This window comes from Streptomyces sp. LHD-70 (assembly GCF_031157275.1).
Lineage (GTDB): Bacteria > Actinomycetota > Actinomycetes > Streptomycetales > Streptomycetaceae > Streptomyces.
Genome location: NZ_JAVIFW010000003.1, coordinates 408,192 through 421,304 on the forward strand (window position 1 = coordinate 408,192; position 13,113 = coordinate 421,304).

The following is a 13,113-nucleotide window of genomic DNA, read 5'->3' on the forward strand; positions in this document are numbered from 1 at the left end:
GGCCAAATCTTCCAGTTCTTCTGGGTTTTACGGAGGTGCTTGACGGTGTACGAGGGGGCGTGAGGCCTCCTTCATCGCTCTGGTCGGCCGCACCCAGGACACGCGGATGTAACGATCGCCGTTCCTTGCAGAAATTTCTCGCAATCTCTTTCGGCTGCTTTTCATCGCTGTTACGTTCCTGGCAACCCGGCGCCGCGTCGAGAGCGGCCCGCAGGAGATGCCCGGTTTCGGGGCGATCTCCCCCTGTTCCGGGATCAGTTGAAGGAGTTCACATGCGGCGTGGCATAGCGGCGACCGGCCTCATCTCGGCCCTGGCCCTGACGGCGACGGCCTGCGGCGGCGAGGACACCACCCAGAGCGGCAGCAAGGGCGGCAAGCTCTCCGGCACCGTCACCTTCTGGGACACCTCGAACGACGCCGAGAAGGCCACGTACGAGAAGCTCGCCAAGGGCTTCGAGCAGCTGCACCCCGGCGTGAAGGTGCGCTACGTCAACGTGCCGTTCGGCGAGGCCAACGCCAAGTTCAAGAACGCCGCGGGCGGCAACTCCGGCGCCCCCGACGTGATGCGCACCGAGGTCGCCTGGACCCAGGACTTCGCCTCGCTCGGCTACCTCGCGCCGCTCGACGACACCGCCGCGCTCGACGACGAGACCGACTACCTGAAGCAGGCCGCGGCCAGCACCAAGTACCAGGGCAAGACCTACGCGGCGCCGCAGACCATCGACACGCTCGCCCTCTTCTACAACAAGAAGCTCCTCAAGAAGGCCGGCGTGGGCGTGCCCAGCTCGGTCGACGACATCAAGTCGTCCGCGAAGAAGATCAAGGCGAAGACCGGCAAGACCGCCCTCTACCTGCGCGGCGACGACCCGTACTACTACCTCCCGTACCTCTACGGCGAGGGCGGCGACCTGCTCGACGTCAAGAGCAAGAAGGTCACCGTCGACGGCTCCGAGGGCGCCAAGGCGTTCTCCGTGATGAAGGACCTCGTCGACTCCAAGGCCGCCGTGACGGACGCGAGTGACGGCTACAACAACCAGCTCAACGCCTTCAAGGACGGCGACGTCGCCATGGCCCTCGACGGCCCCTGGTCCATCGAAGGCGCCCTGCAGGGCAAGGAGTTCAAGTCGGACAAGGGCAACCTCGGTGTCGCCCCCGTGCCCGCCGGCACCTCCGGCGGCCAGGGCTCCCCGCAGGGCGGCTGGAACCTCGCCGCGTACGCCGGGTCGAAGAACCTCGACGCCTCCTACGAGTTCATCAAGTACATGAGCTCCGCGAAGGTCCAGCAGCAGACCACCGAGAAGCTCAGCCTGCTGCCCACCCGCACCTCCGTCTACGAGCAGCAGTCCGTCAAGGACAACCAGATGGTGCAGTTCTTCAAGCCCGCCGTCGAGAAGTCCGTCGAGCGGCCGTGGATCCCCGAGAGCAACGCCCTGTTCGAGCCGATCCGCCTCCAGCTGGAGAAGGTGCTCAGCGGCAAGGCCTCGCCCGCCGAAGGCGCCAAGGGCGTCGGCGACGCGTACCGCAAGCTCCTCAAGGACTACAAGTAGCCCGTCGCCCCCCAAGAAACGTGAACCGGGAACGTGAAGAACGGGATCGTGAAGAACGGGATCGTGAAGAACAGGAGGGCTGAACGCCCCATGGCTGTCGACACCGGCCGGCCTGTGGTGCGGGCCGCGGACGCGAAGGGCGTCCGCGGCCGCGGCCACCACGACGGCAAGAACCCCGGCGGGAAGCACCCCGGCCGGCTGCGCCGCTCGCTGACCACCCACTGGTACGCGTGGTGCATGGTCGCCCCCGTCGTGCTCGTCATCAGCGTGATCGTCGGATACCCGCTGGTCCGCGGCATCTACCTGTCGACGACGAACGCCAACGAGGCCAACGTCGAACGGCACATCGGCGTCAACCACATCCCCGCCACGTACGAGTCCGTCGGCCTCGACAACTACACGGCGATCCTCAGCGACGGGGTCTTCTGGGACCGGCTCGGCTGGACCGTGGTGTGGACGGTGTCCTGTGTCGCCCTGTCCTTCGCGCTCGGCCTCGCCCTCGCCACCATGCTCAACCGCAGGCTGGCGGGCCGTTCCTTCTACCGGATGGCGCTGATCCTGCCCTGGGCGGTTCCGGCGTTCGTGTCCGTCTTCACCTGGCGGCTGCTCTTCAACGAGAAGAACGGCATCCTCAACCAGCTCCTCGCGGGCGGCGGCATCGACGCCATCCCGTGGCTCAACGACCCCACCTGGGCCAAGCTCTCCGTCATCACCGTCAACGTCTGGCTCGGCGTGCCCTTCATGCTCGTCGCCATGCTCGGCGGACTGCAGTCCATCCCCAGCGAGCTGTACGAGGCCGCCGAGATGGACGGCGCCAACGCCTGGCAGCGGTTCCGGCACATCACCCTGCCGGGACTGCGCACCGTCAGCAGCACCGTGGTCCTCATCAGCGCCATCTGGACGTTCAACATGTTCCCGGTGATCTTCCTGCTGACCAGGGGCGGTCCCGGCGACGCCACCGAGATCCTCGTGACGTACGCCTATCGCCTCTCCTTCGTCGTCAGCCCACGGGACTTCTCGGGATCCGCCGCCTGGGGCGTGCTCATCCTGCTGCTCCTGTCGTTCTTCGCGGTGATCTACCGCCGCGCGCTCCGCAAGCAGGGAGAGGTGTGGTGACCCCGGTGACTACGACTGCCAAGACCGAACTTGCCGCTCCCGTACGGAAGTTCAGGCCGCGCGGCGAGCGCGGGCCGCTGGCCTCCGTCGTCCTGCACGTGACGCTCCTGATCGCCTCGGCCGTCGCCGTGCTGCCGCCCCTGTGGCTGCTCGTGACGTCGTTCAAGCCGAAGAGCGAGGCCTTCTCCACTGCCCTTGTGAAGGACTTCACCCTCGGCAACTACGACCACGTCCTGAACGACACGTACTTCCTCAGCTGGCTCGGCAACTCCCTGCTCGTCGTCGGACTGACCACCGTCATCGGCGTGTTCATCTCCGCGACCACCGGATACGCCGTGTCGCGCTTCAAGTTCCCCGGCATGCGGCCCTTGATGTGGCTGCTGCTCATCACGCAGATGTTCCCCGTGGCCGTGCTGATCGTGCCGCTCTACAACCTGCTCGCGAGCCTCGGCCTGCTCAACCAGCCGGTGGGCCTCGTCATCACGTATCTGACGATCGCGGTGCCGTTCTGCGCCTGGATGATGAAGGGCTACTTCGACTCGATCCCCGTGGAGATCGACGAGGCCGGCCGGGTGGACGGGCTCAACCCCTTCGGCACGTTCTGGCGGCTGATCGTGCCGCTCGCCAAGCCGGGCCTCGCCGTCACCGGGTTCTACAGCTTCATCACCGGCTGGGCCGAGGTCGCGTACGCCTCCGCGTTCATGACGGGCGAGGAGAACCTGACGCTGGCGGGCGGTCTGCAGACCTTCGTCAACCAGTACACCAGCGACTGGGGTTCGCTGACGGCGGCGGCCGTGATCGTGGCCGTGCCCGCGGCGCTGATCTTCGGATTCGCCCAGCGGCACCTCGTCTCCGGACTCACGGCGGGCGCGACGAAGTCCTGAGCCGACCCTCACGACGCCGACCCTCACGACGCGACGCACCCCCCACCTCACACGAACCCAGGGAAGACATGACCCAGCATCTCGCTGCCCCTGCCGCCACAGCCGCCACGGAACCCGCCGCCACGGAACCCGCCGCCACGGAACCCGCCGCCACCGAAGCCGCGACCACCGAGGCCGCCCTCAGCGCCGGGCAATCCTCCGACTGGTGGCGCCACGCGGTCATCTACCAGGTCTATCCGCGCAGCTTCGCCGACGGCAACGGCGACGGCATGGGCGACCTGCGCGGCGTACGCGACCGCCTGCCGCACCTGCGCGACCTCGGCGTGGACGCCGTCTGGCTCAGCCCGTTCTACGCGTCCCCGCAGGCCGACGGCGGCTACGACGTGGCCGACTACCGCACCATCGACCCGATGTTCGGCGACCTCCTCGACGCCGACGCCCTGCTCCGCGACGCCCACGCGCTCGGTCTGCGCGTGATCGTCGACCTGGTGCCCAACCACTCCTCCGACCGGCACGAGTGGTTCAAGCGCGCCCTTGCCGAGGGCCCCGGATCGCCGCTGCGCGAGCGCTACCACTTCCGCCCCGGCAAGGGCGCGAGCGGCGAACTCCCGCCCAACGACTGGGAGTCCATCTTCGGCGGCCCCGCCTGGACCCGCGTCGCCGACGGGGAGTGGTACCTGCACCTCTTCGCGCCCGAGCAGCCCGACTTCAACTGGGAACACCCCGCCGTACGCGACGAGTTCCGCTCCATCCTGCGGTTCTGGCTCGACATGGGAGTCGACGGATTCCGCGTCGACGTCGCCCACGGACTGGTCAAGGCGGAGGGGCTCCCCGACATCGGCCGCGGCGACCAGCTCAAGCTGCTCGGCAACGACCGTATGCCGTTCTTCGACCAGGACGGCGTGCACGAGATCTACCGCAGCTGGCGCACCGTCCTCGCCGAGTACGCGGGGGACAAGGTCCTCGTCGCCGAGGCGTGGACGCCCACCGTGGAACGCACCGCGAATTACGTCCGCCCCGACGAGATGCACCAGGCCTTCAACTTCCAGTATCTGGGCACCTCTTGGGACGCGGCCGAGCTGCGGGCCGTCATCGACAGCTCGCTGGCCGCGATGCGTCCCGTCGGCGCCCCCACGACCTGGGTGCTCTCCAACCACGACGTGACCCGGCACGCCACCCGCCTCGCGAACCCGCCCGGCGGCGGCACCCAGCTGCGCACCCCCGGCGACCGGGCACTCGGCCTGCGCCGGGCCCGCGCCGCCACCCTCCTGATGCTGGCCCTGCCCGGCTCCGCCTACCTGTACCAGGGCGAGGAGCTCGGCCTGCCCGACGTCACGGACCTGCCCGACGAGGTGCGCCAGGACCCGTCGTTCCACCGCGCCGACGGTCAGGACGGCTTCCGCGACGGCTGCCGGGTGCCGATCCCGTGGACCGTCGAGGGCTCCTCGTACGGCTTCGGGGCCGGGGGCAGCTGGCTGCCGCAGCCGGACGGCTGGGGCGAGTTGAGCGTCGAGGCGCAGACCGGCGACCCGGACTCCACCCTGGAGCTGTACCGCAGCGCGCTCGCCGTGCGGCGTGCGCGGCCCGGGCTCGGCGCCGGCGAGTCGGTCGAGTGGCTGGACGCGCCCGAGGGCGTCCTCGCGTTCGCCCGGCCCGGCTTCGTGTGCACGGTCAACACCACCGCCCAGGCCGTACGGCTGCCCGCGCCCGGTCAACTCCTGCTCGCAAGCGCGGAGTTGGCGGACACGGAAGGCGGAGAGACGATCCTGCCCGGCGACACCACCATCTGGTGGGCGGTGTGACCCTGCCGGGCGTGAGGGAAGAGGCGAGGGCGTCGCGAACGGCGCCGCGCCTCGCCGACATCGCCGTGCAGGCGGGCGTCAGCGAGGCCACGGCGAGCCGGGTGCTCAACGGCCGCGCGGGGGTCGCGGCCGCCACCCGGCACCGGGTCCTCGCCGCCCTCGACGTTCTCGGCTACGAGCGTCCCGTACGCCTGAAGCGGCGCAGCGCGGGTCTGGTCGGCCTGGTGATCCCCGAGTTGACCAACCCGATCTTCCCGGCGTTCGCGCAGGTCATCGAGCAGGTCCTGGCCGGGCACGGCTACACGCCGATGCTCTGCACGCAGATGCCGGGCGGTGCCACCGAGGACGAGCTGGTCGGCCATCTGGAGGCGCGGGGTGTCAGCGGCATCGTGTTCATGTCGGGCCTGCACGCCGACACGTCCGCGGACCCGACGCGCTACCGCGAACTGGTGCAGCGCGGCACGCCGTTCGTCCTCATCAACGGCTTCAACGAGCAGATCCCGGTCTCCTGCGTCTCCTCCGACGACCGCTCGGCGGTACGGATGGCGGTACGGCACCTCGTCGACCTGGGCCATGAGCGCATCGGCCTCGCGGTCGGCCCGACGCGCTATGTGCCCTCGCGGCGCAAGGCGGAGGGCTTCGCGGCGGCCCAGGGCGAACTGCTCGGCCTCGAACCCGAGGAGGCCGAACTCCTCGTGGAGCGGACCCTGTTCACCGTCGAGGGCGGCCAGGCGGCAGCGGCCGCGCTGCTCGACCGCGGCTGTACGGCGATGGTGTGCGGCAGCGACATGATGGCGCTCGGCGCGGTCCGCGCGGTGCGCGAGCGCGGCCTGTCGGTGCCGGGGGACGTGTCGGTGGTGGGCTTCGACGACTCGCCGCTGATCCCGTTCACCGACCCGCCGCTGACCACCGTGCGCCAGCCGGTGCAGGCGATGGCGACGGCAGCGGTCGGGGCGCTGCTCGAGGAGATCGACGGAAACCCGGTGCAGCGCACCGAGTTCGTGTTCCAGCCGGAGTTGGTCGTCCGTGGTTCCACCGCGGCCCGCTCCAGGAATGACCGGCCCGACCGGCCGGGCGCGTAGGCCCCTCGCGGGGCTCTCGGCCGGCCGGACCGGAGTCTCTGCCCGGGAACGTAACACCGATGCAATGTCTTGCGGAAGAACTTGCGAACCGTTGAAGTCCTGTCCGCGCGGCCTCGGTCGATCGAGGCGCGCCCCACTCCGCGCGCCTTGGTCGATAGAGGCGCGCCCCACCCTGCGCGCCTCAGTCGGTAGAGGCGCGCCCCACAGACCGGCCGCCCGGCCCATCCATGTCCCCGCATGCCGGGCGGCCACCCACCCCTTGAGGAGAATCCCGTGACCGGCTCACCCCGACGTCGCACCGCGGCAACCGTGGCCCTCGCCCTGCTCGCCACGGCCGCGCCCCTCACCCTCACCGCGAGCGCCACACCGCTCGTCGCCCCCGCGGCGGCCGTCGCCGCGGCGCCCCTCGACGTGACGAAGTCCGCGGCCCAGTGGATCGACCGCGACACCCTCGCCTGGAAGCCCGCGGGCTCCGCGGAGGGTGCCGTGCACGCGCTCCGGTACGCGCCCGACGGCGGTCTCACCGTCAAGGACGGCGCACTCCACGGCGAGGCCGAGCGACTGAGCCTCACCCCGGTCGAGGGCGGCCTCACGGACGCGCAGCGCGCCAAGTACCCGCATCTGAAGGGCTATGCGGCCTTCCACCTCGACCCGCGCGACCGTGACCGCGTACGCGAGGCGCTCACCGGCCAGCTCGTCGCGACCCGGCACACCGCCGACGGCACCCTCGCCGCCGCGACCGGCGTGCAGACCCAGGGCGTCCTCGACGACCTCTACAGCGACCGCGCCACCAGGGCCGCACTCGGCCCGAGCTTCGCACCCGGCCGCACCACCCTCGCCGTCTGGGCGCCCACCGCGCAGCGGGTCTCCCTGGAGATCGGCGGACGCACGGTGACCATGCGCCGCGACCACACCTCCGGTGTCTGGACAGCGACGGGGCCCGCGAGCTGGGCGGGCAAGTCCTACCGCTATGTCGTCCAGGTGTGGGCGCCCAGCGTCCAGAAGGTCGTCACCAACAAGGTCACCGACCCGTACTCCACCGCCCTCACCGCCGACTCGCGGCGCAGCCTCGCCGTGGACCTCGACGACCCGAAGCTCGCCCCGAAGGGCTGGAGCACCCTGCGCAAACCCGCCGCCGCACCGGCCCGCGAGGCGCAGATCCAGGAGCTGCACATCCGCGACTTCTCCGTCGAGGACCGCACCAATGAGCACCCGGGCGAGTACCTGGCGTTCACGGACGAGGACTCCGACGGCATGCGGCACCTGCGCGAACTGGCCCGCTCCGGCACCTCGTACGTGCACCTCCTGCCCGCCTTCGACATCGGCACGATCCCCGAGCGCAAGGACCAACAGGCCTCTCCTGACTGCGACTTGGGGTCCTACGCGCCCGACTCCGAGGCCCAGCAGGACTGCGTGAGCAAGGCCGCACCGAAGGACGCGTACAACTGGGGCTACGACCCGCTGCACTACACGGTCCCCGAGGGCTCGTACGCCAGCGACCCCGACGGCACCCGCCGCACCGTGGAGTTCCGGCGGATGGTGCAGGCCCTCAACGGCTCCGGTCTGCGCACCGTCATGGACGTCGTCTACAACCACACCGTCGCGAGCGGCCAGGCCGACAAGTCGGTGCTCGACAAGATCGTGCCCGGCTACTACCAGCGGCTCCTGGAGGACGGCACCGTCGCCACCTCCACCTGCTGCGCCAACACCGCGCCCGAGAACGCCATGATGGGCAAACTCGTCGTGGACTCCCTGGTGACCTGGGCGAAGCAGTACAAGGTCGACGGCTTCCGCTTCGACCTCATGGGGCACCACCCGAAGGCCAACATCCTCGCCGTCCGCAAGGCCCTCGACGCGCTCACGCCGGAGAAGGACGGCGTCGACGGCAAGAAGATCCTGCTCTACGGCGAGGGCTGGAACTTCGGCGAGATCGCCGACGACGCCCGCTTCGAGCAGGCCACCCAGAAGAACATGGCGGGCACGGGCATCGCCACGTTCTCCGACCGCGCCCGGGACGCGGTGCGCGGCGGCGGCCCCTTCGACGAGGACCCCGGCGTGCAGGGCTTCGCCAGCGGCCTGTTCACCGACCCCAACTCCTCGAAGGCGAACGGCACTCCGGCCGAGCAGAAGGCCCGCCTGCTGCACTACCAGGACCTCATCAAGGTCGGCCTCACCGGCAACCTCGCCGGCTACACCTTCAAGGACTCCTCGGGCCGCACCGTCAAGGGCTCCGAGGTCGACTACAACGGCGCCCCCGCCGGTTACGCCGCCGACCCGGGCGACGCGCTCGCCTACGCTGACGCGCACGACAACGAGACCCTGTACGACGCGCTGGCCTTCAAGCTCCCCGCGACGACCAGCCCCGCCGACCGTGCCCGGATGCAGGTCCTCGCCATGGCCACCGCCGCACTCTCGCAGGGCCCGGCGCTCTCCCAGGCAGGCACGGACCTGCTGCGCTCCAAGTCACTCGACCGCAACTCGTACGACAGCGGCGACTGGTTCAACGCCCTGCACTGGGACTGCCGCGACGGCAACGGCTTCGGGCGCGGACTGCCGCCCGCCGCCGACAACAAGGACAAGTGGCCGTACGCCCGGCCACTCCTCGCGCGTGCAGCTCCGGGGTGCGAGGAGATCAACGGCACCTCGGCCGCGTACCAGGACCTGCTGAAGATCCGCAGCACGGCACCGGAGTTCAAGCTCGCCACGGCGCAGGAGGTGCAGAAGGCGCTGGCCTTCCCGCTGTCCGGCACGGCGGCGGAGACCCCGGGCGTCATCACCATGACCCTCGGCGACCTGGTGGTGGTCCTCAACGCCACACCGCAGGAGCAGCAACAGCGAGTCGAGTCCGCACAGGGAACCTCGTACGGCCTCCACCCCGTGCAGGCGTCCGGCGGTGACGAGACGGTCAAGTCGGCGCGCTACGAGGCGAGTTCGGGAACGTTCACCGTGCCGGGAAGGACGGTGGCGGTGTTCACCCGAGGCTGAGCCCGCCAAAGCCAGCCCGTCCGGCGCTTGAGGACGAGCCCGCAGGGCGACCTGCGGTGCCCGAGCCCACGGCGCCGGACGTGCTGCGGTCGGCTAGCCCTCCGCGCAGGCCAGCCGGACGCACACCGTCAGCGCGACGATGGCCTCCTCCAGCTCGGCGAGGCCCGGGTAGCTGGGCGCGATGCGGATCGTGCTGTCCTGCGGGTCGCGGCCGTACGGGTGCGAGGCACCGGCCGGGGTCAGCGCGACCCCGGCCTCACCGGCGAGCCGGACGACCTCACGGGCGCGGCCCTCACGGACGTCGAGGGTGACGAAGTAGCCGCCCTGCGGACGCGACCAGGTCGCCAGGTCCGTGCCGCCGAGCTCGCGCTGCAGGATGCGCTCGACCAGGTCGAACTTGGGGCGAAGCAGCTCGCGGTGGTGGGCCATGTGCGCCCGTACGCCGTCGGTGTCGCGGAGCACGCGGACGTGCCGCAGCTGGTTCAGCTTGTCGGGGCCGATGGTGCGCTTCGCGGCGTGCTTCAGGAACCACTCGACGTTGGCGGGCGACGAGCCGAAGAACGCGACGCCCGCACCGGCGAAGGTGATCTTCGAGGTGGAGCCGAAGACGAACGCCCGGTCCGGGTGGCTCGCGTCGGCGCAGGCCGCGAGCAGGTCGGCGACCTCGACTTCCTCATCGGTGAGGTGGTGCATCGCGTACGCGTTGTCCCAGAAGATCCGGAAGTCCGGCGCGGCCGTCTCCAACTCGGCGAGCCTGCGCACGGTCGCCTCGCTGAAGGTGATGCCCGACGGGTTGCTGTACTTCGGCACGCACCAGATGCCCTTGATCCGGGGATCGCCCCCGGCCAGCTCGGCCACCACGTCCATGTCGGGGCCCTCGGGCGTCATCGGCACCGGGATCATCTCGATGCCGAACCGCTCGCACAGGGCGAAGTGGCGGTCGTAGCCGGGCACCGGGCACAGGAACGCGATGTCGGGTTCGTCGCTCCAGCGCCGCTCCGCTCCCGGCAGCTCGCTCAGCAGCGCGTGCACGATCGTGTCGTGCATCAGGGCCAGGCTGGAGTTGTCCATCGCGACCAGCTGGTCGGCCGGTACCCGCAGCGGTCCGCTGAATATCTCCCGCAGCTCGGGCAGGCCCTTCAGACCGCCGTAGTTCCGGCAGTCGGTGCCGTCGGCCGCGTTGTGGTCGGACAGGTCGCAGGAGAGCAACTCTCCCGCCAGGTCCAACTGGCGCGGGTCGGGCTTGCCGCGGGTGAGGTTCAGCGCGAGTGAACGGTCGAGCAGGGCCGCGTAATCGGCGGCCGCCTGCTCGTGATCGATGGCCGGGCTGCTGGACTGCGGGAGCGTGGACATGTGCTGCTTCCCTCCGGGGTCGGCTTGCGGCGCGAACGATACCCGCAGCCCACCCGGTCATGACCAGGGCGTTTCTCACCTGCTGAGACGTTCGGGGGTCTTGCCCCGATTCGGATCCTGCGCCGGTTCGGATCCTGCCCCGGTTCGGATCCTGCCTCGGCTCGGATCTTGCCCGGTTCGCGTTCAGGCCTCGCGCGCGAGTGCGGCCGCCGTGGCGCGTACGAAGCCCTCCGGGTTGTCCAGCATGACGTTGTGCCCGCAGTCCGGCACCGCCACCACGGCCACCCCCGCGTCGACCAGCCGCCCCGCTCCCCGCACCGGCCCGTCCGCCTCGGGATACAGGAACGTACGCGGGATCCGCAGGCCGAGCAGCAGCTCGCGCATCGTGGGACGGGAACCGCGGACCAGCTCGACTGCGCTGCGGTGCAGGGCCCTGCCTCCCGCGAGGCGCATCGTGGACCACCAGTGCTCCCCGGCCTGCTCCCGCACCTCCTCCAGGCCGCCCGCCAGGAACTCCTCCTCGCCGTACGCGGCGATGCCCCGGCTGCCGAGCGCGCCGTGCTCGGGCTCCAGCGGGTCGAGGTTGGCGTCGACGAGCACGAGGCGGGACACCAGGTCCGGATGCCGGGCCGCGAGCACCACGGCAACCGAGCCGCCCATGCTGTGCGCCACGACCTGCGCATCCGCCACACCGGCCGTACGCAACGCCCCGGCCACGGCGTCCGCGTGCGCCTCCAGGGAGTACGAGAAGGAGTCCGGCCGGTCGCTGAGGCCGTGGCCCAACAGGTCCAGGAGGAGCGAGCGGTGCCCGGCGAGCGGTGCGCGGGTCGCCACGTCCGCGAAGTAGGCGGGCGAGGTGGCGCCCAGGCCGTGCAGGTACACGCGGGCGGGAAGGCCGTCCCGTCCCGGCAGTTCGACCCAGCGGATCCGGTCGCCCTCGGGTGTCACCTCGGCGCTGCGCATTCCTGCCCCTTCCTGCCGCTGCCCGCGCTCAGGCCGCGCGGCCGTGGACCGCCCGCCACTCCGGCGCGAGCACCGACCAGATCTCCATGTCGTGCCGCTCGCCCCGGTACAGGTAGCTCTCCCTGAGGACGCCGTCACGCGTCATTCCCAGGCGCCGGGCCACGGCGATGCTCGGTGCGTTGGCCGAGGCGACCCACCACTCGACGCGGTGGATGCCGCGCTCCTCGATCGCCCAGTCGATCAGCAGCCGCACGGCCCGCGTCACGAGTCCGCGGCCCGCGGCGGCCGGCTCCAGCCAGCAGCCCGCCTCCGCGACGCCCTGCGCCACGTCCATCGTGCGCAGGATGACCGCGCCGACGAGGGTGCCGTCCGCGAGGCGGATGCCGCAGATCCGGCCGGAGTCGGTGGCGGTCTTCTCCGCGTACGCCCGCAGATAGGCCCGGCTCGACTCCATGTCCCGTACGACGTCCGGGAGTTCGTTGTACCGGCCGATGAACTCGCGGCCCCGGTCCATGTGCGCGAGGAACTCCTCGGCCTGCCACGGCTCCAGCGGGCCAAGCGTCGCACCGTCATCGCCCAGTGACCTGGCGTACATCGCCACCCCTCCTGTCTCGACCGACGGACGATCTTCTCATGGGGTGCGGGCCAACTCCGGCTGGGGTGGGAGAAGTTGATGTCTCACTGTGACGTCACCTTGTCGTGGGGGGGTGGGGCGCCGGACTGAGCAGCCGGTGATCCGCGGTGCGGCGGGCGTGGGTCTGACGGCGGTCCCCGGTCCGACACAATGCCTCCCGGCCCCGACTCCACAGGAAGGCGGTCCGCATGACGGCTCCGATCCCGCCGAGCGCAGACTTCGCCGCGCCCATCGACGACCGCTACTACGAGGACTACGTCCCCGGCTCCACGTACACCTTCGGCCGCATCGCACTCACCGAGGGGGAGATCCTCGACTTCGCCCGCCGCTTCGACACGCAGAGCATCCACACCGACCCGGAGACCGCCCGGCACGGCCCGTTCAAGGGTCTGATCGCGAGCGGCTGGCACACCTCGGCTGTGATGATGCGCCTGTACGCCGACCACTTCGTGAGCAGGCCGGCGAGCCTCGCGTCCCCGGGCGTCGACGAACTGCGCTGGGTCCGGCCGGTGCGGCCCGGCGACGCCCTGGCCATCCGCACGACGATCCTCGACGCCCGCGTCTCCCGCTCCAAGCCGGACCGCGGACTCGTGCACACCCGCATCGAGGTCCTCAACCAGCGCGACGAGATCGTGCTCACCCTCACCGCCATGAACCTGTTCCTGCGCCGCCCGGATCCGGCCGTCTGAACCAGAGTCCGCACTCCGCCGGTGTGTGTGCTGCGCGGCACCGAGGCAGGAATGACCG

The 13,113-nt window shown here is 70.6% G+C and carries 9 protein-coding genes and 1 pseudogene; 7 read left to right on the top strand and 3 right to left on the bottom strand.

What is annotated here, in order from left to right:
- Window positions 1-272 precede the first annotated feature (272 nt).
- From RCO28_RS09885 to pulA, 6 genes and pseudogenes are all read left to right on the top strand, one after another.
- Window positions 273-1,547, top strand: a complete 1,275-nt coding sequence (locus RCO28_RS09885; RefSeq protein WP_308940626.1) for an extracellular solute-binding protein — start codon at window positions 273-275, stop codon at window positions 1,545-1,547.
- Window positions 1,548-1,637: 90 nt separating this feature from the next.
- Complete coding sequence (locus RCO28_RS09890; RefSeq protein WP_308940627.1) at window positions 1,638-2,663, top strand: sugar ABC transporter permease; 1,026 nt, start codon at window positions 1,638-1,640, stop codon at window positions 2,661-2,663.
- A 5-nt stretch (window positions 2,664-2,668) separates the two neighbouring features.
- Window positions 2,669-3,547, top strand: coding sequence for a sugar ABC transporter permease (locus RCO28_RS09895; protein WP_374991129.1), 879 nt, complete (start codon window positions 2,669-2,671; stop codon window positions 3,545-3,547).
- A 68-nt stretch (window positions 3,548-3,615) separates the two neighbouring features.
- Window positions 3,616-5,349: an alpha-amylase family glycosyl hydrolase gene (locus RCO28_RS09900; protein ID WP_308940628.1), complete on the top strand. Its 1,734-nt coding sequence runs from the start codon at window positions 3,616-3,618 to the stop codon at window positions 5,347-5,349.
- Window positions 5,337-6,431, top strand: a complete 1,095-nt coding sequence (locus tag RCO28_RS09905) for a LacI family DNA-binding transcriptional regulator (RefSeq protein WP_308940629.1) — start codon at window positions 5,337-5,339, stop codon at window positions 6,429-6,431. Before RCO28_RS09900 ends, RCO28_RS09905 begins: the two co-directional genes overlap by 13 nt.
- 399 nt (window positions 6,432-6,830) lie before the next feature.
- Window positions 6,831-9,416 (top strand): annotated as a pseudogene (pulA, locus tag RCO28_RS09910) (pullulanase-type alpha-1,6-glucosidase); the annotation flags it as partial.
- Window positions 9,417-9,509: 93 nt separating this feature from the next.
- Here the strand turns inward: pulA and RCO28_RS09915 are convergent.
- The 3 genes from RCO28_RS09915 to RCO28_RS09925 all read right to left on the bottom strand — a co-directional run bounded on the left by RCO28_RS09915 (window position 9,510) and on the right by RCO28_RS09925 (window position 12,327).
- Window positions 9,510-10,769, bottom strand: coding sequence for an aminotransferase class I/II-fold pyridoxal phosphate-dependent enzyme (locus tag RCO28_RS09915; protein ID WP_308940630.1), 1,260 nt, complete (start codon window positions 10,767-10,769; stop codon window positions 9,510-9,512).
- A gap of 183 nt (window positions 10,770-10,952) precedes the next feature.
- Entirely contained in the window at window positions 10,953-11,732 is a 780-nt protein-coding gene (locus RCO28_RS09920) for an alpha/beta hydrolase (protein ID WP_308940631.1), read from the bottom strand.
- Between the two features lie 28 nt (window positions 11,733-11,760).
- Complete coding sequence (locus tag RCO28_RS09925) at window positions 11,761-12,327, bottom strand: GNAT family protein (protein WP_308940632.1); 567 nt, start codon at window positions 12,325-12,327, stop codon at window positions 11,761-11,763.
- 227 nt (window positions 12,328-12,554) lie between these two features.
- On the opposite strand from RCO28_RS09925, the gene RCO28_RS09930 reads away from it, so the two are divergent.
- Window positions 12,555-13,055: a MaoC family dehydratase gene (locus RCO28_RS09930; RefSeq protein WP_308940633.1), complete on the top strand. Its 501-nt coding sequence runs from the start codon at window positions 12,555-12,557 to the stop codon at window positions 13,053-13,055.
- The last annotated feature ends 58 nt before the right edge of the window (window positions 13,056-13,113 follow it).

What these genes read in the sequence shown, in the direction of transcription:
- RCO28_RS09885 (WP_308940626.1), top strand. Translation starts at nt 273, where the DNA reads ATGCGGCGTGGCATAGCGGCGACCGGCCTCATCTCGGCCCTGGCCCTG.
- RCO28_RS09890 (WP_308940627.1), top strand. Translation starts at nt 1,638, where the DNA reads ATGGCTGTCGACACCGGCCGGCCTGTGGTGCGGGCCGCGGACGCGAAG.
- RCO28_RS09900 (WP_308940628.1), top strand. Translation starts at nt 3,616, where the DNA reads ATGACCCAGCATCTCGCTGCCCCTGCCGCCACAGCCGCCACGGAACCC.
- RCO28_RS09915 (WP_308940630.1), bottom strand. Translation starts at nt 10,769, where the DNA reads ATGTCCACGCTCCCGCAGTCCAGCAGCCCGGCCATCGATCACGAGCAG.
- RCO28_RS09920 (WP_308940631.1), bottom strand. Translation starts at nt 11,732, where the DNA reads ATGCGCAGCGCCGAGGTGACACCCGAGGGCGACCGGATCCGCTGGGTC.
- RCO28_RS09925 (WP_308940632.1), bottom strand. Translation starts at nt 12,327, where the DNA reads ATGTACGCCAGGTCACTGGGCGATGACGGTGCGACGCTTGGCCCGCTG.
- RCO28_RS09930 (WP_308940633.1), top strand. Translation starts at nt 12,555, where the DNA reads ATGACGGCTCCGATCCCGCCGAGCGCAGACTTCGCCGCGCCCATCGAC.